Consider the following 24924-nt stretch of genomic DNA (forward strand, 5'->3'; position numbering starts at 1 on the left):
ACAGCATGCCTTATTTATCTTGCTCTGAAGTCATAGGTAAAGAAATCACTACAGTTTGCGTAGCTGGTGGTGAAAACATTCGTAATTGTGTTACCGCACGCGAACCAATTTGGGCAGTCGCACCAAAAGTCTGTTGTTCAATCAGCAAACGTCCCCATTCTGCGTTTAAATCATCTCTCTCACGCATATAGGAACTTAAATCTCGATAATCATGACGATATTCAAACACCTGAAATACCACCATCATCGCACTGATAAACACCGATGCAACGAGTACAGCATAAACAATAACTTTTTTCAGTCCCTTTTTGCTGTTGGATACGACTTCGTCATCATTCTTGTTGTTCATTATTTGCCTTTTTGCTCTAAGCGCTCTGCAACACGAAGCCATGCACTACGCGAGCGAGGATTTGCCTTTACTTCTGCTTCACTCGCACGAATACGAGAAACTTTTTTCAATCGTCGAGTATCAACCTGCGCTTGAGGCATTCCCCAACCTGCATCTTCAGCCAAGCTCGATTCTTTTTGAATAAATTGTTTGATTAAACGATCTTCTAAAGAATGAAAGCTAATCACGGCCAATTGCCCTTTTGGTTTTAATAATTCTACAGCTTGCGGTAAAAATACATCAATATCATCTAGTTCTTTGTTAATCGCAATACGGATCGCTTGGAATGTACGTGTTGCAGGATGCTTATGCTTTTCCCATTTAGGGTGAGCAACTTTAACAATCTCAGCGAGCTGTGCTGTTGTTGTAATTTCACCAGCTTGTTTTATGGCTCTAGCAATACGGCGGCTATAACGCTCTTCACCATACTGATAGATAATGTTTGCTAATTTTTCTTCTTCTATTTCAAGCAACCATTCGGCCGCTGTCAAACCTTGCGAGTTATCCATGCGCATATCCAAAGGACCGTCATGCATGAAGCTAAAACCGCGCTCAGCTTGATCTAGTTGCGGAGATGACACTCCCAAGTCAGCCATGATGCCATCGACTTCAGTAATACCAATATTGCTGAGTTCAGCTTGAATATCTGCAAAACTTGCATGAATAATTTTAAAACGTGAATCTTCTTGTTCTAATTGTGCTGCAACTTCAAGTGCTTGTGGATCTTTATCAAAAGCATAAACACGCGCATTGGCATCTAATTTTGAAAGCAATAATTGAGTATGACCACCACGACCAAAAGTCGCATCAATAAAAATACCTGTGTCACGGCCTGCCAGTACGCCATCAACGGTTTCATGAAGTAAGACAGAAATATGCGACATAACAATGCAATCAACAGCTAAAAATGTAACTGCACATTATCACCTTGTTTTATGCCATCACCAAACGACTTTTTGTAGAGAATTCTTAACTTTTCATAGATAAAACCGTTTTCTTTCGATTTTTCACTCAATAAAAAAGCAAATACGCGCTGTATTTGCTTTTTTAATCATTTTCCTCAAAGGCACACACCCAACATTTATGGTTTTTCGGCATAAATTTGATCAAAGATCGCACCATTTACAAAGTGTGTTTTTTGCGCTTTTGCCCAGCCACCAAACACATCATTAATATTAAAAAGTTTGATTTTTGGAAATTGCTTAGCGTACTTTGCAGCAACTTGAGGATTACGTGGACGGAAATAATGTTTAGCCGCCAACTCTTGACCCAATGGTGAATATAAAAAGTTTAAATATCCACGAGCCAGATTACGATGACCATTTTTATCTACCGTCTTATCAACGATAGCAACAGAAGGTTCAGCCAAGATCGAAATAGATGGATAAACGATCTCAAACTTGTCTTGACCTAATCCTTTTGTGGCTAGTAGTGCTTCATTTTCCCAAGACAGCAATACATCACCGATACCGCGCTCAGCAAAGGTAGTCAACGAGCCTCGCGCACCTGAATCTAGAACTTTGACATTTTGATAAAGTTTTTTGACCAATTCACGTGCTTTTGCATCATTACCATTTGGTTGTTTAAGCGCATACCCCCAAGCAGATAAATAAATCCATCTCGGTGCACCGCCTGTTTTGGGATTGGGTGTAATAATTTCCACACCCGCTTTGGTTAAATCGTTCCAGTCTCGAATATTTTTAGGATTACCTTTCCGAACAAGGAAAACAACAGTTGAGGTATATGGGGCTGAATTATCTTTAAACTGTTTTTGCCAGTCTTTGTGAATTAAACCCGCATTTACGATTTCATCAATATCGTTTGCCAAAGCTAAAGTAACTACATCAGCTTGTAGACCATCAATAACGGATCGCGCTTGCTTTCCTGAACCGCCATGTGATTGTTTAAAATCAACCTCTTGACCTGTTCTAGATTTCCAATATTGTTCAAAAGCTTGATTGTATTCTTGGTAAAATTCACGTGTTGGATCATAAGATACATTCAAAAATGTGGTTGCCGCCTGTGCTGCACCATTTAAACCAAAGCCAAGCAATGCGATCGTGAATATTTTTCTCATTTGTACAACCCCTAACTCATAAATATCTACACCACTATATTTTAGATAAAATATTTTACAATCAACAACTTATATCAATATAATATTTATTATGCTTAATTCTAGATATGCTAACTTTTCATATAGATAGCAGTAAAATGAAAGTACAAAAATAGATAATATTCCTTAAATCTTCGGTCTCCATGTTTTCTACATATTTGCTTGCTAAATTTGACTTGCATACAAACTAGCCACACAGCTATAAATATCGAGTAGAAATTTACTGAAAGTTTATCTTTTTTGTAAAAAGTGTGACGCAGTTCTACTTTTTTATTAAGATTTATGTTTGAATCGTATCATTAAAGCAATACTATATTTGTTTAGTTAGTCTTGTAGACTCGAAATCATGAAGGGGATGTTAGCAATGCGAGCATTAAAATTGAAAAAAACTCTATGCTTAAGCGTATTTTTAGTCTGCTCTGTACAGATGGGTCATGCTGCTGCAATCAAAGAAAGTAATAACATAAAATCAGTAGACAAATCTTCTTCTCTTATTGTTAAAGCACTTGATCAACAGAAACGTAATACAGCGATGATTCCATCAACCAATGATGAGATCAAAATGCTCAATACGATTCGCGCAACGCCAAGCCAAAATTTCTTTGCTAGCCAACATGAGCGTTTCTCACGCTTTGTTCAAACGATTTTCCAACCGCATAATTCTTAATACTTTAAATATGTAACCCCTCGCATGTTTAAATGTGCCTAGTCATTCCGTGACTAGGCTTTTTCGTTATAATAGTTTCAATTTCTAATTTTAAATCCGATCTCTTATGAAAGTCCGTACTCGTATTGCTCCCTCTCCTACAGGTTTTCCACATGTAGGAACTGCTTATATCGCGTTATTTAACTTATGTTTTGCAAAACAGCATGGTGGAGAATTTATCTTACGTATTGAAGATACGGACCAACTTCGCTCTACCCCTGAATCTGAGAAAATGATCTTGGATTCGCTACGTTGGTTAGGCCTCAACTGGTCAGAAGGCCCTGATGTCGGTGGCCCTCATGCACCATACCGCCAATCTGAGCGTATGGGTGTTTATAAACAATATGCATTAGAACTTGTTGAAAAAGGTCACGCTTTCTATTGTTTTGCCACTGCAGAAGAGCTAGATCAAATGCGTGCTGAACAGCAAGCGCGCGGTGAAACACCAAAATATGATGGTCGCGGGTTGAAGCTTTCTACTGAAGAGGTACAACGTCGCCTTACTGCTGGTGAGCCACATGTCATCCGTATGAAAGTACCAGAAGAAGGGATTTGTAAAATCAATGACCTACTCCGTGGTGAAGTTGAAATTCCATGGGCACAAGTTGACATGCAAGTTCTGTTAAAAACAGATGGCTTGCCAACTTATCACCTTGCAAACGTTGTAGATGATCACTTGATGGAAATCACGCACGTACTCCGTGGCGAAGAATGGTTACCATCAGCACCAAAGCATCAATTGCTTTACCAATATTTTGGTTGGGAAATGCCAACGCTTTGCCATATGCCATTATTACGCAATCCAGATAAATCAAAACTCTCTAAACGTAAGAACCCAACTTCGATCAATTACTATCGTGACATCGGTGTTTTACCAGAAGCATTGCTCAACTATTTAGGTCGCATGGGCTGGTCAATGCCTGATGAGCGTGAAATCTTCACGCTACAAGACATGATTGAGAACTTTGATGTGCAACGCGTGTCATTGGGTGGTCCAATCTTTGATGTCGAGAAACTAAACTGGCTCAACGGTCAATGGATCAAAGGCCTGACTCCAGGACAATTGCTTGATCGTTTATTGGCATGGAAAAGTGATCGTCAAACATTAGAAGATATTGCTGCTGCAATTCAACCTCGTATCAACCTACTTTCTGAAGCCGTGAATTGGGCTGGTTTCTACTTTAACCACATGCCACAAATCAGCAAAGCGCAGTTTGAAAGCAAAAAGTTGACCGAAGAACAGGTTCGTCAAAGCCTACAATTTGCGATCTGGCGTTTAGAAAGTCAGTTTACGTGGAACAATGACACCGTAAGTCAAACATTGATCGATTTGGCTGCACAAATGGAAATTAAATTACGCGACTTTATGCCAGCATTCTTTATTGCGATTGCAGGCTCAACCAGTTCAACGCCTGTAATGCAAGCAATGGTGACCATTGGTCCTGATTTAACTTTCGCTCGCTTACGCAATGCACTTGAAATTGTTGGTGGTCCAAGCAAGAAAGAACTGAAAGTTTGGGAAAAATTAAATGAATCACTAAAATTGCCGAAAAATGATGCAAATAGTGAGACTTAATTCAGTTTAATCATTGACGTGTGAGCGCAATCCCCCTAATATTGCGCTCACACAAACTGGGGTCATAGCTCAGTTGGTAGAGCGCTACAATGGCATTGTAGAGGTCAGCAGTTCGATCCTGCTTGGCTCCACCAGACATTTTGTGTTGCCTCATCTGTCCCTATCGTCTAGAGGCCTAGGACATCGCCCTTTCACGGCGGTAACCGGGGTTCGAATCCCCGTAGGGACGCCATTTTCTATATAAAAATTATAAAATGATCTTTTTCAACTAATCATTCACTCATTCAGATTGCACATTTTCGAATTTTCCATAAAATAGCCGCTTCTCTATGCTTGGACAAATTGTCGTATGCAATCTTCCAACTCAAATGCGAATCCAGAAACCAAAACATTAAAACGTGCAATGAGCACACGACACCTTGTTATGCTTTCCTTAGGTGGTGCAATTGGTACGGGTTTATTTTTAGGTTCTGGCGAAGTTATCGCTCAAACCGGCCCTGTCGGTGCAATTATTGCCTATATCTTAGGTGGTCTAATTGCTTACATGGTCATGCTATGTTTAGGTGAACTTGCTGTACATATGCCTGTAGCAGGATCTTTTGGTGCATACGCGCAAAAATACATTGGTCCAGGCACTGGCTACATGATTTCTTGGGTCTATTGGTTAACATGGACCGCCACACTCGGTACTGAGTTCACTGCTGCTGCATTGCTCATGCAAGAATGGTTCCCGCATATTTCGATGTGGATTTGGACTATTATTTTTGCTGTCACCATTTTAGGCCTCAACCTAACATCGACGCGCATGTTTGCGGAGTCAGAGTTTTGGTTAGCACTGGTCAAAGTTGTAACCGTCATTGCCTTTATTATTCTCGGTTTACTCGCAATTTTTGGTTTGATTCCATTCCATGGCTCAGAGTCAGCACCGTTGTTTCACAATTTAACCGCTCACGGCTGGTTCCCTCAGGGCTTAGTTCCGATCTTTACCACCATGCTGATTGTAAACTTTGCTTTTTCAGGTACTGAATTGATCGGTGTCGCTGCTGGTGAAACCAAAGATCCTGCGGTCAATGTACCGAAAGCAATTAACGCCGCGATTTGGCGCTTATTGATTTTCTTCGTGGGTACTATTATCGTCATCAGCGCATTACTTCCTTTCCAAATCGCAGGTTTGGGCGGTGAAGGCGTGAGTAGCAGCCCTTTTGTTACAGTATTCAATTACATTGGTATTCCTTATGCCGATGACATTATCCGTTTCGTAATCATCACTGCATTGCTTTCAGCAGCCAACTCTGGGCTTTATGCCGCTTCACGTATGATGTGGTCATTGTCAGATCAGCGCCAGTTACCAAGTGTTTTCTCTAAACTTTCAAAGAGTGGAACACCGATTATTGCATTGGTTGTGACCATGTTCGGCGCGATCCCTGGCTTATTGTCAGAACATTTTGCACCTGAAACGATTTTCAAAAACTTATTAGGTGTCGCTGCTTTCACGATGGTGATTGTATGGATGAGCATTTGCTGGAGCCAATTCAATTTCCGTCGCCAATGGTATAAAGCTGGGCACTCAGCAAAAGATTTAAAATTTGCTGCACCGCTATATCCTATTGTTCCAATTCTAGGCTTCATCTTCTGTTTTATTACAGGTTTAAGTATGGCAGCTGATCCTGAAATGCAAGCAGGTTTTATTGGATGTTTATTGTTTATTGCTGCGTGTTATTTAAGTCACTATGTTTTCTATCGTGATCGCACATAATCTCGACATTCAAAAAAATGCAGCTCTGGCTGCATTTTTTATATCTGTAACAATCATGATAAAAATCTAGCTTTCACACCTAAATCTTTATTTTTGATTATTTATTCCACGATATGCGGTATTTTTAAACACTTATTCACTTTTTTTAGATTTTCTTTAGAAAAGTGTTTGACACCCTATCTAATTCAACCTAATATACGCCCACCTCTGAAACGTCCCTATCGTCTAGAGGCCTAGGACATCGCCCTTTCACGGCGGTAACCGGGGTTCGAATCCCCGTAGGGACGCCAATATTCAGATGTATGCCTCATATAAGTCCCTATCGTCTAGAGGCCTAGGACATCGCCCTTTCACGGCGGTAACCGGGGTTCGAATCCCCGTAGGGACGCCAAATTCAAAAAAGCCACTGCATTGACAGTGGCTTTTTTATTATTCGTTTCCAATTCCAACTTGAACTTCTAAGCGGCCAGATTGCACGCGTAAACCACGAATTTCAAATTGATCAACCAATTGCTGTACTAGCTCACGACTTTCTTGCAGGATATTCAAACCCGGCAGAATACTAAAATCGGTGAGGTTTAATAATTTATCTACCATCCAAGAACGGTTGTTAATAAAATCAATAAAACCCGCTTCTTCGAGGTCGATATACCACAAACGATGGCCTTCTTTTTGAATTCCCGGCACATCACGAATAAGGTGATTGATGAGAAAAGGTATCGGTAATGAATTAATCACTTCAAAGCTGACATTTCCAACTCTACGCGTCGCCCAATTGGTCAGTGTCCCACCATGACGAATTTGCAAATCTAGGTGTTCATCAACTTGCCGCAAACGTAAATATTTTTCCTGACCAATACGGCATTCAAGCACATTAAATTCTAAAGAGAGTCGATAGAGGAAACGGCGATAATGTCCATCAAGTTCAATGTGAAAGCGATCATTGCCACATTCAATTTTGATATCATCAATCTCGGAGCGATCCATGCGCTTACGAATCTGATTATTGAGCAGCATTTCAGGTAAATATAAGGTCAGAGAACCTTTCCCAAGTGATGCTCTTGCCATTGCAAGTGCAACTTGTCGTGCAGCCTCACTGGTTTCTGAGACCATATCACGAACAGAGTTTCTCACCCCTTCAACGCCACGTTTGGTATGGTGAGTCACTTGATCCAGTGCACCCAATGCTGCATCAGCAACACCTGCAATATTGCGAGAGGTATCACTTGCGAATTCAACAGCATCTTGTGCGTGCTGTAACGTTTTATAGATTAGTCGACGTGATAAAGATGGTTTATCCGTTGCGTCTTCATCTGCAGGCATAATATCGAACATTGCCTTTTTATCATCTTGTCGATTCAAGATGCTCTCCCTCTTCCCTTTCTTACTGGCTCACTTCTTATGAGCTGCGATCTGCTTTCTGAACTTATTAGATGTTTTTATGTAGATTAGCATGCAACGCATCGCCGTTTGCGTCTTTTTGTTGCAAAGCTTCAAATTATTTAAACACTAAATTGCTCTTATTTTGTTCATAAAATATTACTTTTCAAGTTTCTCTTGTTCGACCTGTTCGTGTAAAAAAATCTGTTGGTCACGTATGCTTTTATATTCTGCAAATTTCTGCTGTATCGGTTGAACACGCGTTATAAGAGAATCATCATCAAAATATCTCGCCTCTCTTAAAGCGACCCATGCAGCCTGCATTTTTTCAAAATCATTACCTTTTTCTAGCTTCGGTTTCATCCAATCAAATAAAGCTTGCACACGCTGGTAATGTTCAAACTGATAGGCAAATAATCCGCTGGAGAGTGCAATTTCTGGTAACTGCCCAATCAAAAGCTTTTTCACCTGTTGTAACTGTAAGTTCTGTTGCTCAAGATAAATTTTAACAATGTCTCGATAAAACCATACCGCAAAATCGATCATCTGCTGGACAATTTCATCCCGACATTCATATAAATGATGTCGTTCAGGATGCTGTTTATTTAAACGACCGTCGCCAAGATAAGCACTTAGACCTTGCTCCAAGATCAATTGTAATTGTCCAAAATCCAGAGCTTGCTGTTCTATCGGCTCAATTTTAGAAAGTGATTGAATGAGATGTGCTGAATCAATAGGAGGCTGCAATGAGTTTAAAATATCTGGATCTTGCTGGATTGAAATCCACAGGAATTTAAGTAATTGTTCAGAGCTGTCAATTTCACTCGAGCTTAATAGTCGCTGCAATGCAGACCGCATCGCTTGAGATTGGCTAAGGCTCTCAAACACATCATGATCATGTAATAGTTGAGGCGCACTCGCAATAAGTTCTTTGCTATAAGGAATATAGAAATCTCTCGCACCAAAAATTCCACCTAATGATTTCCCCAGTGAGTTTAACCCTCGACCAACATCGGAGAATACATTGGTTTCAATGGCTCGCGTTTGCAGCAGTTGTTGCGGTAATAATGCGGTGATTGCACGATCTAATAATTTTTTATAGCTCTTCTGATCGATAGGCTTTTCATATTTGCACAATAAATCAAGCGCATATTCCACATCACTCACATGCGCTTTGTATTCACCTTGGCGACGATTAAGCAAACATTCGATATAGCCGTAAAAAGCGACTTCATTGGGCTGCGTAGACTGTCTCTGTGCCCATTCGTGTTGTTGGATCGCTTGATTATATTGCTGAGCACCTGCATAGGCCTTTGCAAGAGCAATCGCATGTTGGGTGGTCGGATATTTTTGCAAGAAATAGTGAAGTAATTCAATTTTAGGTAGTTGATCTAAACACTGATCTAAATGACGCAAAAAAACATTAATTTGCTGTTGGGTGGGTTCTGGTGTGATGAAGTTCAACCTATACATTAAACACTGCTCATACCAAGCATGTTTCCGTGCATGAAACTCATACGCTGGAATAAACTCATCTTCAATCAGTTGAATAAGCTGAGTGTTATAAAAAATATCTTCCTCAGTTTCATGTTGGAACTTCCACTGTTTTGGCAGGTTCATTTTGAATAGTCTTAAAATAAAATTCGCACTCAAGTCAGGACTATCCATACTCACCAACATCAATTTATCTTGCGTTGATAAATGCTCTTTCCCCTTTTCAATCCGAGACAAACGCAATTTTAAAATTTTAGTGCTTAACATGCGTTTCCTTTCACATCATTCAAAAAATCCTAAAATCAAATTAGCATGACTCGTAACAGCATAGCGACTAGCTTTAGACGAGCTGTATAAATGCTTTTTTGAATCAAAATCCAGAGATGGGCTTACAGATCAAAGTTCAAAATAAGTAAATTTATGTATTTGAATAACTCATAATTTTAGCTTTTGCATAATTTTCGCTAAAATAGCCAAAACACAATAGGAAACCTTTATGCAATACCGTTGCCCTAAATGTCAAAGCGTCAAAATAATGCCTGTCAGTCAGGGTACAAATAGCCCTCGTCCAAATGTACCTAAAAGCTTGGTTCTTTTAGTGCCTGCGATTTTTATTCTATTGATCTTGGTTGTGATCAGTATCGGGATGTGGATTTTCGGTAATGGTGCAGGCCAGACACTGCAAATTTCGACTGTGGTCGTCTTTGCTGTCTGTGTGATTGCAGGTGTTCTTTTCTGGCGTGATTTACCTGATTTCAAAATCTCAATGCAAGCTTTTATGCAAGCACAAAAGCATTGGAAATGCCGTGACTGCAATCATGAATGGCAAAACTAATACGGCATTTCACTTTCGATCTGCTCACATCAACTTAATGCTGATGTGAGTGTTCTGGTTCAGCAATGTCATCATGTTGATGGCTATGCTGGCAATTCATTTCTGCATCATCTTCAATCTGCAAGGTCACCTCAGCAATGCCATGCTCATGTGATAGCATTTCTGTCGCTGCACGATGTAACTGATTACGATCAGCATTCGGTGCGAAAAGATGGACGGTTAAATGAATATTTTTCGATGTAATTGCCCAAACTTTTAATTGGTGAATGCTTTCGACACCATCCAACGAGAGTAAATCACTTCGCAATTTTTCAATATCAACTTCTTCGGGTACACCTTCCAATAAAATATTAATACTCTGTCTGAGTAATATCCACGTTCTCGGCAATACCCAGAAACCAATGGCAACCGCAATAATCGTATCGACCCAATACCAGTTGGTATAATAAATCACGATCGCACCAATGATCACGCCGACAGAACCGAGCGCATCGCTCAGAACTTCCAAATAAGCGCCTTTCATATTTAGGCTTTCTGCAGCGCTCGACATTAAAATCTTCATCGAGATTAGATTAACCACCAACCCTAACGATGCCACAATCAACATACCAACACTTTGAATCTCTGGTGGTTGAGTAAAACGCTGATACGCTTCGTAGAGAATGTAAATCGCGACAAAAAACAACATCGCCGCATTAAATAATGCTGCCAAAATTTCAAAACGCTGATAACCAAATGTACGTTTATCATCGGCTGGGCGTTTTGCAATTTTAATCGCAACTAAGGCGATCGCTAATGCAGCAGCGTCGGTAAACATATGTGCCGCATCAGAAAGTAATGCCAAACTTTGCGTGATTAAACCAGCAACCACCTCAACAATTAAAAAAGTTGAGGTCAAAACTAAAGCGATTGTCAGCTTTTTGGCGTTGCCTTCGGTGACAACTGCATGACTATGGTCATGCCCTTGATGTCCACTCATGTTGGACTCCTTATAATTGTGCAAGAAAGTGTATTTCTTTTCTTGCTTACACTGCCTCTAATTGAGAATTAAATCAAATGCTATATGTACAGCTACTCTTTGCTTTCAGCGATCCATTTTCACGCCATAAAGTCGAGGGTAGAATTCTTGCTTAGACTAGGTCAGCTCTGACCTAGTCTAAGACTCTTTTTAAAACAAAGCTGAATTGATCAATAACGCTATCAGCAGCATCCTTGCCGCCTAGCTAGCGCGTACAAATGCTAAGCTTCAATATGATGACGATCTAACTTAGTTTTAGCTTCATTCATCCAACGATATACGACAGGTAAGATCAATAAAGTCAGCAATGTAGAGGAAATGATTCCTCCAATCACCACAGTTGCCAACGGACGCTGCACTTCTGCACCCGTACCTGTTGCGATCGCCATTGGAATAAATCCCAAAGAAGCCACGAATGCAGTCATTAAAACTGGACGTAACCGTAGAATCGCTCCCTGCCATGTTGCAACATGCAGATCAAATTGCTCTCGAAGTTCTTTAATAAAGCTCAGCATCACCAAACCATTCAGCACAGCAACACCTGAAAGTGCAATAAACCCAACACCTGCAGACATTGATAATGGAATGTCACGCAACCATAACGCAACTAAACCACCAGATAACGCAAATGGCACACCACTAAAGACCAGTAGACTCTCTTTAAAGTTATGAAATACCGCCATCAATAAAATAAAGATCGTGATCAAAGCCAGTGGAATCACAATCTGCATACGTGCTGCCGCAGAAGCTAAGTTTTCAAACTGACCACCATACTCCAACCAATAACCTGCTGGTAAAGGCTGTTGCTTCAATGTGGCTTGTAACTCTTGAACAAATGATCCTAGATCACGCCCTTCAACATTGGTCGTCACAATGACACGACGTTTACCATTTTCACGACCGACTTGATTCATACCTGAAATGGTTTCAACTTTGGCAACATCTTGCAGCTGAATTAAGCCGCCATTTGGTAACTGAATTGGAAGTTGAGCTAAGTTTTGTGCGGTGCGCTGATCGTCTGGCAAACGAATTTCAAAATCAAAACGACGATCGCCTTGTAAGATTTGTCCTACATTCTGACCACCGACACTCGCTGCAACCACATCTTGAATGCCTTTAACCGATAAGCCATATTGCGCCGCTAAAGCGTGATTAATATCGACATTCAACACAGGTAAACCACTGGTTTGTTCAACTTTTACCGCAGTTGCACCTGAGATTTTTTGTACTTTCTGCGCGATTGCCTGTGCCTGCGTATTGAGCACATTCATATCATCACCAAAAATTTTGATTCCGACATCACTTCGTACACCTGAAATCAATTCATTAAAACGAAGTTCAATTGGTTGTGAAAATTCACTGTTATTACCAGGAATCTTCTCCAAAAATTCCTGCATCCGTGTCCGTAGTTCATCAATGGTTTCTTTCGGATTTGACCATTCGCCACGCGGCTTAAGTAAGATCACAGCATCAGAAATGTTCGGCGGCATCACATCGGTTGCTACCTCAGCCGTCCCTGTTCTAGCAAAGATAGCCTTCACTTCAGGGAAATTCTTGAGAATTAACTTTTCCGTATTCTCCTGCATACGCAAGGACTGCTCTAAGCCCGTACTTGGTGAACGCATTTGTTGCAAAGCAAAATCGCCTTCACTCAGTTGAGGTGCAAATTCACTACCAATTTGCGTGGTTAACACCCCTGTAAGCACTAAAATACTCGCCGCCAAAGTCACCACCACCATTCTAAATTGATAAGCCCAATCCAAAATGCGTTGATATTTTGTTTTTAATGCCTGCATCCAACGCGATTCTTTTTCCTTCACTTCACCTGTGATAAATAAAGCCACAGCAGCAGGAACAAAGGTCACAGATAAAATCATTGCGCCAAGCAATGCCATCACAACGGTTGCTGCCATTGGGTGGAACATTTTTGCCTCTACACCAGAGAGAGCAAAAATTGGCAAATAGACGACCATGATAATCGCTTGCCCGAAAATCAATGGACGACGAGCTTGTTTCGCTGCAAGAAAAACTTCTTTAAATCGTTCCTGACGTGTCAGTAACCGCCCTGCATGATGTTGTGCTTCAGCCAAGCGTCGAATACAGTTTTCTACAATAACGACTGCCCCATCCACAATAATCCCGAAATCTAGCGCCCCTAAACTCATTAAGTTGGCACTAATATTTTGTTCGGTCATTCCTGTCAGGGTAAATAACATGGAAAGTGGAATCACACAGGCAGTAATTAAAGCTGCACGAAAATTCCCAAGAAAAACAAACAGAATGACGATAACAAGAATCGCACCTTCAACAAGGTTTTTCTGAACAGTTTTAATCGCTTTATTGACTAGGTCAGTACGATCATAAACCGTTTCAATCTCAACACCTTTCGGCAAAGTCGGCTGAATCTCCTGAATTTTTGCATCGACTGCCTGAGCAACGCTACGGCTATTTTCACCGAGCATCATCATGGCAATCCCCAACACGGTTTCCTCACCATTGTAAGTTGCAGCGCCTGTCCTTAAATCATGTCCAATTGCGACTGTGGCTATATCTGAGACACGAATCGGCAAACCATTTTTAACGCTCACAGTCACATTTTGAATATCTTCAACTGTACTCAACATGCCCGGCACACGTACCGTTAACTGTTGCCCATTTTCTTCGATAAAACCTGCACCGCGATTTTCATTGTTTTCCTGTAAAGCCGTTTGGAACTCAGCAAGGGAAATTTGAAGCTGTTGTAAGCGTTTTAAATCAGGAGAAACAATATAGGTTTTATTGTAGCCACCAATACTATTGATCTCTGCCACACCTTTTACACGTTGCAATTGAGGACGCACAATCCAATCTTGGATTTCTCGTAAATCCATTGCTGTATAAGGCGTACCATCTTCTTTTTTAGCATCAGGTTTGGCTTTAACCACCCATTGATAAATTTCACCGAGACCTGTTGAAATCGGAGACATGAGTGGATCAACCGAATCAGGCAATTGTCCATCAGCCTCTTGCAAGCGCTGATTGATCATTTGTCTCGCCCAATAGATGTCTGTACCGTCTTTGAAAATAATCGTGACTTGTGACAAACCATAACGTGAAATCGAACGGGTTTGTTCCAGATTTGGAATGCCCGCCATTGCAGTTTCAATCGGATAGGTAATCCGTTGCTCAACCTCCAAAGCGGTATAGCCATTGGCCTGAGTGTTAATTTGGACTTGGGTATTGGTAATGTCTGGAACTGCATCAATAGGGAGTTTTTGATAACTCCAAACACCGACAGCAATCCAAGTCATAACAAACAGCATGACCCAGATCGCATTGCTAATCGCGAACTGAATAATGCGATCAAACAGCCCTTCTGGCTTTGGAAGTTGAGAGGAGTTAGTGCCCATGTTCAGCCTCTCCTTTCTCAAGTTCAGATTTCAGCAAGAAGCTTCCTTCTGCGACATAAGACTGCCCAGAAGTTAAACCTTGCTTGATTTCAACCCATTGTGCATCTTGGGTACGCTGCCCAATTTGTACAGGTACAGCTTCAAAATCAAAACCTTTTTGCTGATTTGCTTTGGCAACAAAAACGACATCTTTGCCTTCAACTTGTTGGATTGCAGTTGCACTTACACGAATGACGGACTGTTTAGATGTCGCTTGTAATTCAACATTGACCATTAAGTTTGGTCGAAGTTCAGCTGCATTCGACAACACTTTGGCACGTACTTGTAAACGACCTGTTTGTGCATCAGCTTCTGTTGTTAAACTTTGAACTTGTGCATTAAATGTATTCCCTGTTTGCAGAGATTTAAAACGAATTTGTTGATTCGGCTGTACCCCAATATTTGCCATCGTTGGTAGAACAAATTCCAACCAAAGTTGATCGAGTTGATCAATGGTAAATAACTGATCTGCAAGCTGAACATTTTCACCAATCACGATGTCTTTATTACTGATCACCCCATTAATTGGTGCGGTTAAGGTATAGCGCCCACTTGAACCCGAACCAGCACCAAATGCAGATAAACGAGATCTAGCAGCTTGGACTTGAATCTGTGCTTGTCGATAGGCATTGTAAGCACGTTGATAATCCTGCTTTGCTGAAATACCTTGAGACCAAAGACTCCGCTCGCGATCATAATCTTGCTTCGCCAACTCTAAATTGGTTTGCGCAATTTGTAGATTCGCCTGTTGGTCTACCAAGTCTGGTACTAGTAAATTTGCCAAAGCCTGACCACGTTTCACCTGTTGCCCCAGTTCCACATAAACAGACTCAACACGACCTGCCAAGCTCGGTGATACATGCGCTTGACGGTCTGTATTCACCACGAGCTTTGCTGGAAAAGTTTGGCTCTCATTCACTTCACCGACTGAGACTTTTGCCAGTTTGACATTTTGCTGCTGCATTTGCTCCGAAGTCAGTACAAGTTTTTCTTCTTCAGCATGATCATCTCCTTCTTCAGCACCAGCTTTTTCATTTTCCTGATGTGCATGGGCCTGTTCACCTTGCTCAGCATCACCCGTCGTTTTTGCTTTGTTATTCCAAAGCAGCAATGATGCTAATACACCCGTGACCACCACAATCATCGCAATCCAAACCCACTGAGAACGCTTTTTTAATCTGATACTCATTTCGTTATTCTCCTAGTTGGTTTGGAAATGCATTGCTTTGTTGCCATACACGTTGATTGAGTTGCATCAACGCATCTTTAGCTGTGATTTGTTCTACAGGAAGCCCCATACGTGCACTTTGTACTTCTACACTGAGTTGCCATGCTTGTTTCAATAATTGAACCTTACGCAGGCGAACATCTTGCAGTTGAACTGTGGCCTGCTGTACGTCTGTCACAGCAAACTTACCCAAGCGAAAACCTTGTAAGGTTTTTTGCTGCACTTGAGTTGCTAATGGAATTTGTTGGTTATTCAGCAGTTGAAATTGCGCTTGTAAACCTTTTAACTCAGCGAGACGAACATCAATATCCATCTGATTTTGCTGACGGTAGAAACGTTGCTGCTGTTGAATGAGCGTTTGTTTTGCCTCAGCAATTTGAATTCCATATTTCTGTTTATTAAAAATATTTAAGGGAATTTCTACACCTAAACGCAGCTGATTTTCAGTATTTTGATCAACTGAACGTGTGCGATTAACCCCGAGCGTCATTGTCGGCTGAGGACGTGATTTTGCCTTAAGTTGTTCAATACTGGCTTGTTGTCGCTGATTCTCAAGCTGTAAACTTCGTTCAAATAGATTTTCAATTTGTTCTTGGTCGACTTTCACCTGTGTTGCACGAGACCATAGTTCATTGACACTGGGTGAAATGCGGTACTGATTTGAATCACTTCCCCAAAAACTAGCCAACTGCTGTTGAGCCACTTGAAGTTGTAAATCAGCTTGTTGATAAATACGCTGATTTTCCAAATGTGCGATTCGAACTCGCTCTACATCGACCTGTGCAATACTCCCTGCTTGATAGCGCTTTTCAGTTGCTTCGAGGTTTTGCTGACTGACTTGTAACTGCTCGGCTATTAGAGATTTTTCTAGTTGCCATAACGCAACTTGTGACCATGCATATTGCACAATCAACGCTAATTCCGCGTTATAACGCTGCTGCTCTAAATCAACTTGATTTGCAGATAACTTCGCCACTTTCTGCGCAGCTTTACGCTGCCCAAACAAGTCAAGTGGCTGAGAAATCCCGATTGCCAACTCCTGATCCTGATTGCTTTGCAATCCTGTTTGTTCAATCGAAATACTTGGATTTGCCCATAACCCACTCTGTTTGAGTTGAGCACTTGCCATATTTTGCTGAGTCTGCCAGCTAGATTGATTGGCTTGGTAAGTGCGAATCTGCTCTAAAATCTGTTCAAAACTAGAACGATCTTGGATCTCTCTCACTGTGGGCTGATTAGCCGTCAATAGAGACTCAGCAGAAACGGATTGCCCAAACACTGCCGTGGTTAAAGCAATCGATAACACCGACCATTTTATCGATAAAAAATGGGAGGATTTTTTTAGCGCACGATTCTGATATAAATTGGTACGCTGATTTAAACGTAAAGACATATAAAGCCCCGCAAAGAAAATGAAATTGCGGTGGGCTATTTTTCGGCTACCCCACCTATAGCGGGGTCAATACAGGCGGTGGATTCAGTTCAAATAAATGAGGAGACTGGTAAGAGTTAGACCAGTAATATTTTTGTTCTAATTCATGTGTTGTTAAAATAGGGTCATCAAGCTGTTGCTGAGCCTCAGTCACCACCACATGGAAACATGAAGGTAAATGATCATGATGATCTTGCAAGCTTAATGGCATAGGTAAATCAGCATCTTGGTCATTAACCAAAGTAGATTGTGTATCAACATGCTGATTTTCAGGAATATGATGACCAAAATGAGTTAATACCGAAGTTTTTGCATTGATATTTTCATGGCCGCAATACGCCGCTGCCACATTCCACAAACTTTGGAATATGAACAAACTGAGTAAGACGGTGATAAAAATACTAAAACGGCGCAAAAATTTCTCTTTAGACAAAAATTGCTCAGGTGGCACTATAGCAACTAAACTTGATGTAATAAAATTACATTGTTCGACTAAGCAATAAAAAAATAATATGACTTCATAGCGCAAGGCTTATTCAGTCAGCGTACAAAACATTGGTACATCATCAGATAGAAACCAGCAACAGAAGTTACTGGTTTCCAAACCTACTAGCCATCATTAACACTTATGCTGAGCAGTCGTATGATGACTCTTTTTCTCCACTTGAGCCTTTGTTTCCTTCTGAGCATTAAGATTTTTTTCTAAGAAAATCAAACCACCATCGGCCTTTGCAACAGTCGCAGAAAGAAGTAAAACAACCAACAATACTTTTGCATTTAATTGACTAAACATAATCTTCACCTTATCTAAGAGAAGCTCTGTTCAATGAAACTTTTGGGTTAAGTACCCAAATAAAATGAACAAAGCGACATATATTTATGAATTCAGTCCTACTTTAAAAATAAAAAACTCATTTTCTAGAGCAGACGCAAAACACCAAACTGTTATTCCTTAAAACAAACTAAATACAGATGGAATAACACCAAATAATCTCAGCTCTTCAAATAGCTGAACGAAAGCCGCGATCCAGAGAAACCAGACCACTTGTACTAAGAAAATACGAAAATGTTTGGGCGAAACTTGATAATATTCAGGCTCTTTATAACTCTTGAGACTGGGAATAAAACGAGATATTTGATTGCAATAATCTAAATATTCGCTCCCATATTTTTTACTCAAAAATTTTTCTTCTTGGCGTATCACATAATGGTAATAGCACAAGAAATATAGAGAGAATATCACTGGGAAGAAGAACGTCTCCGTTAGAAACATGATGCCGAGACCACCTAAATAACTAAATAGATAAAGTGGATTTCGACAGAGTGAATACGGCCCTTGAGTGACTAATCGGCTATTCTTATAGCCAGAAATGTAAATACTGCACCAGATTCTTCCCATTATCCCCAAACCAACAAAGAACCACCCAAAGAACCATAGAATGTGTTCTACAAATGGGGCTTGGAAATGCCATTTACTAAAGCTCATCGCGACAATAACAGCCAAAGCCAAGCCAATGATTCTGGAACTCATTGTTCTTACGCGAGGCGCAAATAAAATATTCATTTTATTTAACCTCAATCGGGACGGGATCGAAATCTAGATCAGCGCTAATCTGCCGATGCCATTTTTTAAATATGGCAATAGGCACATAAACATCGCGCATTTTTAAGAAATTTTTATGCATGGAATAACCCTTTGAAATAAATTTATTTCTGGTGGGTTATTTTTCAGCTACCCCACCGATAGCAGGGTTAAAACAGGCGGTGGGTTTAATCCCGTTAAATAAGGAGACTGATAAAAATTAGACCAGTCATATTGTTGTTTTAATTCAGGCTCATACAAAATCGGTTGATTCAACTGTTGCTCTTCTGCCAAAACAACGACATGAAAACAAGAAGGCAAATGATCATGATGATCTTGTGAACTCAGTAAAGTTGTATCATCGGCGAGATCTTGTTTAAGATTCGATTGCTCTTGTGTCTCTTGTAATGAGTGATGTCCGAAATGATTCACCGTCGCTATCAGTTGCTTGGTTGTATTTTCATGACCGCAATAAGCAGCTGCCACGTTCCAAATACTTTGAAACATGAACAAACTCAATAAGACTGTCATCAATACAGCAGAACGTCGCAACAGAACACCATAACCGTAAATTGCTTAACAGCACTATAGCAGGCAAGATTAATGTAATAAAATTACACTCACTAATAAGTTTGTTTTAATAAAGTTAATCATTTGTTAAATTAAATTCTTTTTAAATAATGACTCTGGTTTAAGCGTGTTATTTAAGTCATAACTTTTTAAAAGAGTAAAAAGACTTTTCGAGAAAGCCTTTTTACTCAGCTAGATAGTTATTGCTGTTTTTGCAAATCATAAGTAAAACGAATCACAACATCATCGACAACTTTATTAAATGCCTCATTAATCGTCATCGGTTGTACATTTTCAACTGGCGCTTTTTTATTTCCAACAGTCGATAAAATCATATGTGGATAGCGCTGAGAAGTTTCTTTGCCCTGAGCATCAATATATTTAAATTTAAATTCATATTTATCAGTGACGGCATTCCCTACCGCACCAAAAGTTAAACCTGTTAATGCACCTTTGCCCGCTGCTTCACCTAAATCAGCTACGTTATTTGCAGTGACATGCAGCTTTGCTTGATTCGCAACATTCGACTGTGCTGCTGGCGAGAATACACCTGTAGCTCTTAGACTACGATCAACGATTGATTGTAGCTCTTTACCAGCTCTTGGAATCACAACACCATTTCTTTGAAATTCAGTCACCACCGTGACTGGAATTGGCTGGCTTGGTCTTTCAATATTTGAATAACCAATCGTTTTATAAGCTGGATCAACATATGATTTTACTGAGAGACACCCTGTAAGTTGCGTAGCAACAGCCACACTTACCACAATTGAGAAAAGTTTAATTTTTTTCATGATTTTCCAAAAGGTATATTTACCATTTAATATATTGAATGCTGATATTAATCTTTATAAATTAAAAATATAAGTATAAACCCACGGCCTTTAAATAATTTTCTTTCATAGCTCTAATCACTATTATTATTGATAGCTTTTAACTTTTTTTTAAATACGATACAAATAAAAAACCAGCCCTAAGGCTGGTTTTAAAGTTACAGAAAATTAACCTGTAATCTTTTTATATTTAGAGCGTTTTTGCGTTGCATCTTCGCCTAAACGAGACTGACGATAAGCTTCGTATTCTGCATAGTTACCTGTGTAGAATTCTGGCTGTTCGTTCTCAAACGACAAGATGTGCGTTGCAATACGGTCAAGGAACCAACGGTCATGCGACACCACCATCACTGTACCTGGGAATACAAGAATTGCATCCTCAAGCGCACGTAAAGTTTCGATATCCAAGTCGTTCGATGGCTCATCCAGTAAGATTACGTTTGCGCCCATCTGTAAGATTTTCGCAAGTTGTAAACGGTTACGTTCACCACCAGACAATTCACCGACGCGTTTTTGCTGATCTTGGCCTTTGAAGTTAAAACGACCGATGTAAGCACGTGACGCGATTTCGTAATCACCAATTTTTAGGATATCTAAACCGCCAGAAACTTCTTCCCAAACTGTTTTGTTATTATCCAAGGTGTCACGAATCTGACCCACGTAAGCCACTTTAACTGACTCACCTAAAGTCACAGTACCTGTATCCGGTTGCTGCTCGCCCGTCATCATACGGAATAAAGTGGTTTTACCCGCACCGTTTGGACCTACGATACCGACAATCGCTGTAGGAGGTACAGTGAAAGTTAGGTTTTCATAAAGTAAGCGACCATCAAATGATTTGCTGATACCTTCCACTTCCACAACTTTGTTACCCAAACGTGGACCTGGTGGAATGTAGATTTCAGATGTTTCATTACGTTGTTGGAATTCTTTAGAGTTAAGCTCTTCAAAACGTTCCATACGCGCTTTGTTTTTCTTTTGCTGGCCTTTGGCATTTGAACGAACCCATTCAAGTTCTTTTTTCAATGCTTTAGCAAAAGATTCTTCTTGTTTCTGTTCTTGCTCTAAACGCGCATTCTTTTGCTCTAACCAAGAAGAATAGTTACCTTGATAAGGAATACCATGTCCACGGTCAAGTTCAAGAATCCACTCAGCAACGTTATCCAAGAAATAACGGTCATGCGTAATCGCAACGATCGTGCCTGGGAAGTCTTTCAAGAAACGCTCTAACCAAGATACTGATTCAGCATCTAAATGGTTCGTAGGTTCGTCGAGAAGCAACATATCAGGCTTAGAAAGTAATAAACGGCATAATGCAACACGACGACGCTCACCACCTGAAAGTAATGATACATCAGCATCCCAAGCAGGAAGGTTCAATGCATCAGCAGCAATTTCAAGTTGGTTATTAAGATTGTGTGCATCCCATGCATGGATGATTGATTCTAATTTTTCTTGCTCTTTCGCAAGCGCATCAAAATCAGCATCTGGTTCAGCATATTCAGCAAAAACCTGATCAAGACGTTCTAAAGCATCAAGTGCTTCACGTACGCCATCTTCAACGTTACCACGAACGTCTTTGGTTGGATCTAAAGGCGGTTCTTGTTCTAGATAGCCAATTTTGATTCCTGGTTGTGCACGAGCTTCACCTGAGAAATCTTTATCTACGCCAGCCATAATACGGAGTAGGGTTGACTTACCTGCACCGTTTAAACCAAGTACACCAATTTTTGCACCTGGGAAAAATGATAAAGAGATGTCTTTCAGGATTTCGCGCTTTGGCGGAACCATTTTAGACACTCGGTTCATCGTATAAATATATTGGGCCACGCAGGACTCCTCAATTGAAAAACCAATACATCGCTAATCAGAATAAGCGAAAAATAATCGGACGTATTATACGCTGAAAAGCCCTTTAACTTGAAGTTAAGTTGAGATTTGTTTGTTTGCTTTAAAAGGATTTTCTTTTTCAAGACATTACACGATCAACCCAATCACAGTATCTCTCTGGATAAATGCAATTTTATTGAGATTGATATGAATAAAACTGCTAAAAATCACATCATTTATGCACCATTTTGGATAGCTTTTAAGCTACACTCGCTTATTATTTAACTCACGTAGATGATGTAATTATGACCTATAAAGATGAAACTTTAGCCATTCATGCGGGATATTCACCCGAGGCGACTACAAAAGCTGTTGCTGTGCCGATTTATCAAACTACTTCTTATGCCTTTGATAATACACAACATGGGGCGGATTTATTTGATCTAAAAGTACAAGGCAATATCTATACACGGATTATGAACCCAACCACTGCGGTACTCGAACAACGTATTGCAGCACTGGAGGGTGGGATTGGGGCATTGGCTTTAGCATCAGGTATGGCTGCCATCACTTATGCAATTCAAACGATTGCTGAAGCTGGTGACAATATTGCATCGGTTTCCACGCTATATGGCGGCACCTATAATTTATTTGCGCACACCTTGCCAAAGCAAGGCGTTGAAGTTCGTTTTTTTGATTACCAGAACCCTGAAGCGTTACGTTCAATTATTGATGAAAAAACCAAATTGGTGTTTGTTGAATCAATTGGTAATCCGCTCGGCAATATCATCGATCTAGAAGCGATTGCTCAGATTGCACATGAATATGGTGTACCTGTGATTGTAGATAATACGGTTGCAACACCTGCTCTGCTCAAGCCGTTTGAGTTTGGTGCAGATATCGTAATTCACTCACTCACCAAATATATCGGTGGTCATGGCAATAGTATTGGCGGCATTATCGTTGATAGCGGTAAATTTCCTTGGGGTAAATATCCAGAACGCTTTACAGCCTTAAATACACCTGATCCAAGTTATCACGGCGTGAACTATGTCGAAGTACTGGGTGAAGCTGCGTTTATCGCGCGTGCGCGTGTCGTTCCTTTACGCAATACAGGGGCTGCAATTAGCCCACTCAGTGTATTCCTCATTCTACAAGGATTGGAAACACTGAATCTGCGCATGGAACGCCATACTGAAAATGCCATCAAAGTTGCAGAATATTTGAAACAACATCCAAAAGTAAAATGGGTGAATTATGCAGGTCTAAAAGATCATCCGCAGCATAATTTGGCTCAAAAATATGTGAAAGGTAAACCTTCTGCGATCCTTTCTTTCGGTGTGCAGGATGGTCGTGAAGGCGGTACACGCTTTATTGATGCATTACAGCTATTTACACGTCTAGTAAATATTGGTGATGCAAAAAGCTTGGCATGTCATCCAGCGACAACAACGCACCGTCAATTGAACGAAGAAGAGCTCAAATCAGCAGGTGTCAGTGAAGACCTCGTGCGCTTGTCTATTGGGATTGAGCACGTTGATGACCTGATTGCTGACCTCGAACAAGCCCTTGCTCAAGTTTAATTTTAATGAAATCAATAAGCCTACTAAGTGAGGCTTATTTTTTGTTCAAATCTCAAAAATTATTATTGCTTTTTCAACTATTACAACACTTTGTTTTAGAGTTTTTACTCTAAAAAAATTATTATTTTTCAAATATTTACACTGGACAAACAAAAAATATCGGTTAATATACATACAAAATAAAGTGCAATGTTTAATCGCAATAAGAAGACATTGCAAACAACAGCTTGATTAATGTAGGTAACTTACATGAACGGAAAACTCAAAAAACTTTTTCAGCAAAAAGTCGACGGTAAAACAATCATTGTCACAGGTGCATCTAGTGGCATTGGTCTAACGGTTTCAAAGTATCTTGCTCAAGCTGGCGCACATGTCTTACTACTTGCTCGTACCAAGGAAAAATTAGACGAAGTTAAAGCTGAGATCGAAGCAGAAGGCGGTAAAGCATCTGTTTTCCCATGTGATCTAAATGACATGGATTCGATTGATGCGGTTTCTAAAGAGATTCTTGCAGCAGTAGATCATATTGATATTTTGGTCAACAATGCAGGTCGCTCTATTCGTCGTGCGGTGCATGAATCGATTGATCGTTTCCATGATTTTGAACGTACCATGCAGTTGAATTACTTCGGTGCAGTTCGTTTAGTTCTCAATGTATTACCGCACATGATGCAACGCAAAGATGGTCAAATCATTAACATCAGTTCAATTGGTGTATTGGCAAATGCAACCCGCTTCTCGGCTTATGTCGCATCGAAAGCTGCGCTTGATGCATTTAGCCGTTGCTTATCGGCAGAAGTTCATTCGCACAAAATTGCAATTACTTCGATTTATATGCCTTTAGTGCGCACACCAATGATCGCACCAACTAAGATTTATAAATATGTACCAACGCTTTCTCCAGAAGAAGCGGCTGATTTGATTGCTTATGCAATCGTAAAACGTCCGAAGAAAATCGCGACAAACCTTGGTCGTCTTGCATCGATTACTTACGCGGTTGCACCTGACATTAACAACATTTTAATGTCGATTGGTTTTAACTTGTTCCCTAGCTCAACAGCTTCAATCGGTAAACAAGAAAAACTCAATCTTGTGCAACGTGCTTATGCCCGTTTGTTCCCAGGTGAACACTGGTAATCTTCAATGACATAAAAAAACACCTACCTACG

The 24924-nt window shown here is 40.3% G+C and carries 21 protein-coding genes and 4 tRNA genes; 10 read left to right on the plus strand and 15 right to left on the minus strand.

Annotated elements, in window-relative coordinates; all coding sequences use genetic code 11:
- Positions 1-10 precede the first annotated feature (10 nt).
- The 3 genes from ACT4_RS06245 to ACT4_RS06255 form a co-directional block, all read right to left on the minus strand.
- Positions 11-349, minus strand: coding sequence for a cell division protein FtsL (locus ACT4_RS06245; protein ID WP_004877852.1), 339 nt, complete (start codon positions 347-349; stop codon positions 11-13).
- Positions 349-1272 carry a 16S rRNA (cytosine(1402)-N(4))-methyltransferase RsmH gene (gene rsmH, locus ACT4_RS06250; protein WP_007480747.1) on the minus strand — a complete coding sequence of 308 codons (924 nt, stop codon included), beginning with the start codon at positions 1270-1272 and terminating at the stop codon, positions 349-351. Before rsmH ends, ACT4_RS06245 begins: the two co-directional genes overlap by 1 nt.
- 197 nt (positions 1273-1469) lie before the next feature.
- Complete coding sequence (locus tag ACT4_RS06255) at positions 1470-2465, minus strand: sulfate ABC transporter substrate-binding protein (RefSeq protein ID WP_007480749.1); 996 nt, start codon at positions 2463-2465, stop codon at positions 1470-1472.
- A gap of 466 nt (positions 2466-2931) precedes the next feature.
- On the opposite strand from ACT4_RS06255, the gene ACT4_RS06260 reads away from it, so the two are divergent.
- The 7 genes from ACT4_RS06260 to ACT4_RS06290 all read left to right on the plus strand — a co-directional run bounded on the left by ACT4_RS06260 (position 2932) and on the right by ACT4_RS06290 (position 6933).
- Positions 2932-3171, plus strand: coding sequence for a DUF4179 domain-containing protein (locus tag ACT4_RS06260; protein ID WP_372595724.1), 240 nt, complete (start codon positions 2932-2934; stop codon positions 3169-3171).
- 106 nt (positions 3172-3277) lie between these two features.
- Positions 3278-4786 carry a glutamate--tRNA ligase gene (gltX, locus tag ACT4_RS06265; RefSeq protein WP_007480752.1) on the plus strand — a complete coding sequence of 503 codons (1509 nt, stop codon included), beginning with the start codon at positions 3278-3280 and terminating at the stop codon, positions 4784-4786.
- A gap of 58 nt (positions 4787-4844) precedes the next feature.
- Positions 4845-4920, plus strand: a tRNA-Ala gene (locus ACT4_RS06270).
- Positions 4921-4942: 22 nt separating this feature from the next.
- Positions 4943-5018 (plus strand) — tRNA-Glu (locus ACT4_RS06275).
- A 117-nt stretch (positions 5019-5135) separates the two neighbouring features.
- Complete coding sequence (locus tag ACT4_RS06280; RefSeq protein WP_007480753.1) at positions 5136-6542, plus strand: amino acid permease; 1407 nt, start codon at positions 5136-5138, stop codon at positions 6540-6542.
- 214 nt (positions 6543-6756) lie between these two features.
- Positions 6757-6832 (plus strand) — tRNA-Glu (locus ACT4_RS06285).
- Between the two features lie 25 nt (positions 6833-6857).
- Positions 6858-6933 (plus strand) — tRNA-Glu (locus ACT4_RS06290).
- Positions 6934-6971: 38 nt separating this feature from the next.
- Here the strand turns inward: ACT4_RS06290 and ACT4_RS06295 are convergent.
- Positions 6972-7904 carry a hypothetical protein gene (locus ACT4_RS06295; protein WP_004877860.1) on the minus strand — a complete coding sequence of 311 codons (933 nt, stop codon included), beginning with the start codon at positions 7902-7904 and terminating at the stop codon, positions 6972-6974.
- A gap of 177 nt (positions 7905-8081) precedes the next feature.
- Positions 8082-9683: a hypothetical protein gene (locus ACT4_RS06300; RefSeq protein WP_007480755.1), complete on the minus strand. Its 1602-nt coding sequence runs from the start codon at positions 9681-9683 to the stop codon at positions 8082-8084.
- Positions 9684-9912: 229 nt separating this feature from the next.
- Here ACT4_RS06300 and ACT4_RS06305 point away from each other — a divergent pair, with 229 nt between their 5' ends.
- On the plus strand, positions 9913-10251 hold the full coding sequence (locus ACT4_RS06305; protein ID WP_007480757.1) for a membrane protein: 339 nt from the start codon (positions 9913-9915) through the stop codon (positions 10249-10251).
- A 34-nt stretch (positions 10252-10285) separates the two neighbouring features.
- Here ACT4_RS06305 and ACT4_RS06310 read toward each other — a convergent pair whose 3' ends face one another.
- From ACT4_RS06310 to ettA, 10 genes are all read right to left on the minus strand, one after another.
- Complete coding sequence (locus ACT4_RS06310) at positions 10286-11230, minus strand: cation diffusion facilitator family transporter (protein WP_007480758.1); 945 nt, start codon at positions 11228-11230, stop codon at positions 10286-10288.
- Between the two features lie 260 nt (positions 11231-11490).
- Entirely contained in the window at positions 11491-14658 is a 3168-nt protein-coding gene (locus ACT4_RS06315) for an efflux RND transporter permease subunit (protein WP_007480759.1), read from the minus strand.
- A complete protein-coding gene (locus ACT4_RS06320; protein WP_007480761.1) occupies positions 14648-15886 on the minus strand; it encodes an efflux RND transporter periplasmic adaptor subunit in 1239 nt (412 codons plus the stop codon). Before ACT4_RS06320 ends, ACT4_RS06315 begins: the two co-directional genes overlap by 11 nt.
- 4 nt (positions 15887-15890) lie before the next feature.
- On the minus strand, positions 15891-17318 hold the full coding sequence (locus ACT4_RS06325; RefSeq protein ID WP_007480763.1) for a TolC family protein: 1428 nt from the start codon (positions 17316-17318) through the stop codon (positions 15891-15893).
- Positions 17319-17373: 55 nt separating this feature from the next.
- Positions 17374-17772 (minus strand): cation efflux protein, CzcI-like, encoded by a 399-nt coding sequence (locus ACT4_RS06330; RefSeq protein WP_007480765.1) that lies wholly within the window; start codon positions 17770-17772, stop codon positions 17374-17376.
- Positions 17773-17976: 204 nt separating this feature from the next.
- Complete coding sequence (locus tag ACT4_RS17260; RefSeq protein WP_004877880.1) at positions 17977-18150, minus strand: hypothetical protein; 174 nt, start codon at positions 18148-18150, stop codon at positions 17977-17979.
- A 159-nt stretch (positions 18151-18309) separates the two neighbouring features.
- Positions 18310-18921, minus strand: coding sequence for an isoprenylcysteine carboxylmethyltransferase family protein (locus tag ACT4_RS06335; protein WP_007480767.1), 612 nt, complete (start codon positions 18919-18921; stop codon positions 18310-18312).
- A 168-nt stretch (positions 18922-19089) separates the two neighbouring features.
- A complete protein-coding gene (locus tag ACT4_RS06340) occupies positions 19090-19446 on the minus strand; it encodes a cation efflux protein, CzcI-like (protein ID WP_007480769.1) in 357 nt (118 codons plus the stop codon).
- Between the two features lie 263 nt (positions 19447-19709).
- The gene (locus ACT4_RS06345; protein ID WP_007480770.1) at positions 19710-20303 is read right to left on the minus strand and encodes a hypothetical protein; all 594 of its coding nucleotides are present in this window, start codon (positions 20301-20303) and stop codon (positions 19710-19712) included.
- A 207-nt stretch (positions 20304-20510) separates the two neighbouring features.
- Positions 20511-22172 carry an energy-dependent translational throttle protein EttA gene (gene ettA, locus ACT4_RS06350; protein WP_007480773.1) on the minus strand — a complete coding sequence of 554 codons (1662 nt, stop codon included), beginning with the start codon at positions 22170-22172 and terminating at the stop codon, positions 20511-20513.
- Between the two features lie 305 nt (positions 22173-22477).
- Between ettA and ACT4_RS06355 the strand changes: the two genes are divergently transcribed.
- Complete coding sequence (locus ACT4_RS06355; protein WP_004877893.1) at positions 22478-23755, plus strand: O-acetylhomoserine aminocarboxypropyltransferase/cysteine synthase family protein; 1278 nt, start codon at positions 22478-22480, stop codon at positions 23753-23755.
- Between the two features lie 249 nt (positions 23756-24004).
- Entirely contained in the window at positions 24005-24892 is an 888-nt protein-coding gene (locus tag ACT4_RS06360; RefSeq protein ID WP_004877895.1) for an SDR family NAD(P)-dependent oxidoreductase, read from the plus strand.
- Positions 24893-24924: the final 32 nt, after the last annotated feature.

Origin of the sequence: Acinetobacter sp. NBRC 100985, from assembly GCF_000241225.1 — a bacterium.
Classification (GTDB): domain Bacteria; phylum Pseudomonadota; class Gammaproteobacteria; order Pseudomonadales; family Moraxellaceae; genus Acinetobacter; species Acinetobacter venetianus.

Coding starts and splice junctions, on each gene's coding strand:
- ACT4_RS17260 (WP_004877880.1), bottom strand. CDS start 18,150: ATGTTTAGTCAATTAAATGCAAAAGTATTGTTGGTTGTTTTACTTCTT.
- ACT4_RS06280 (WP_007480753.1), top strand. CDS start 5,136: ATGCAATCTTCCAACTCAAATGCGAATCCAGAAACCAAAACATTAAAA.
- rsmH (WP_007480747.1), bottom strand. CDS start 1,272: ATGTCGCATATTTCTGTCTTACTTCATGAAACCGTTGATGGCGTACTG.
- ACT4_RS06260 (WP_372595724.1), top strand. CDS start 2,932: ATGGGTCATGCTGCTGCAATCAAAGAAAGTAATAACATAAAATCAGTA.
- ACT4_RS06305 (WP_007480757.1), top strand. CDS start 9,913: ATGCAATACCGTTGCCCTAAATGTCAAAGCGTCAAAATAATGCCTGTC.
- ACT4_RS06355 (WP_004877893.1), top strand. CDS start 22,478: ATGACCTATAAAGATGAAACTTTAGCCATTCATGCGGGATATTCACCC.
- ACT4_RS06255 (WP_007480749.1), bottom strand. CDS start 2,465: ATGAGAAAAATATTCACGATCGCATTGCTTGGCTTTGGTTTAAATGGT.
- ACT4_RS06360 (WP_004877895.1), top strand. CDS start 24,005: ATGAACGGAAAACTCAAAAAACTTTTTCAGCAAAAAGTCGACGGTAAA.
- ACT4_RS06315 (WP_007480759.1), bottom strand. CDS start 14,658: ATGGGCACTAACTCCTCTCAACTTCCAAAGCCAGAAGGGCTGTTTGAT.
- ACT4_RS06325 (WP_007480763.1), bottom strand. CDS start 17,318: ATGTCTTTACGTTTAAATCAGCGTACCAATTTATATCAGAATCGTGCG.
- gltX (WP_007480752.1), top strand. CDS start 3,278: ATGAAAGTCCGTACTCGTATTGCTCCCTCTCCTACAGGTTTTCCACAT.
- ACT4_RS06300 (WP_007480755.1), bottom strand. CDS start 9,683: ATGTTAAGCACTAAAATTTTAAAATTGCGTTTGTCTCGGATTGAAAAG.
- ACT4_RS06245 (WP_004877852.1), bottom strand. CDS start 349: ATGAACAACAAGAATGATGACGAAGTCGTATCCAACAGCAAAAAGGGA.
- ACT4_RS06310 (WP_007480758.1), bottom strand. CDS start 11,230: ATGAGTGGACATCAAGGGCATGACCATAGTCATGCAGTTGTCACCGAA.
- ACT4_RS06345 (WP_007480770.1), bottom strand. CDS start 20,303: ATGAAAAAAATTAAACTTTTCTCAATTGTGGTAAGTGTGGCTGTTGCT.
- ACT4_RS06335 (WP_007480767.1), bottom strand. CDS start 18,921: ATGAATATTTTATTTGCGCCTCGCGTAAGAACAATGAGTTCCAGAATC.
- ACT4_RS06320 (WP_007480761.1), bottom strand. CDS start 15,886: ATGAGTATCAGATTAAAAAAGCGTTCTCAGTGGGTTTGGATTGCGATG.
- ACT4_RS06340 (WP_007480769.1), bottom strand. CDS start 19,446: ATGTTTCAAAGTATTTGGAACGTGGCAGCTGCTTATTGCGGTCATGAA.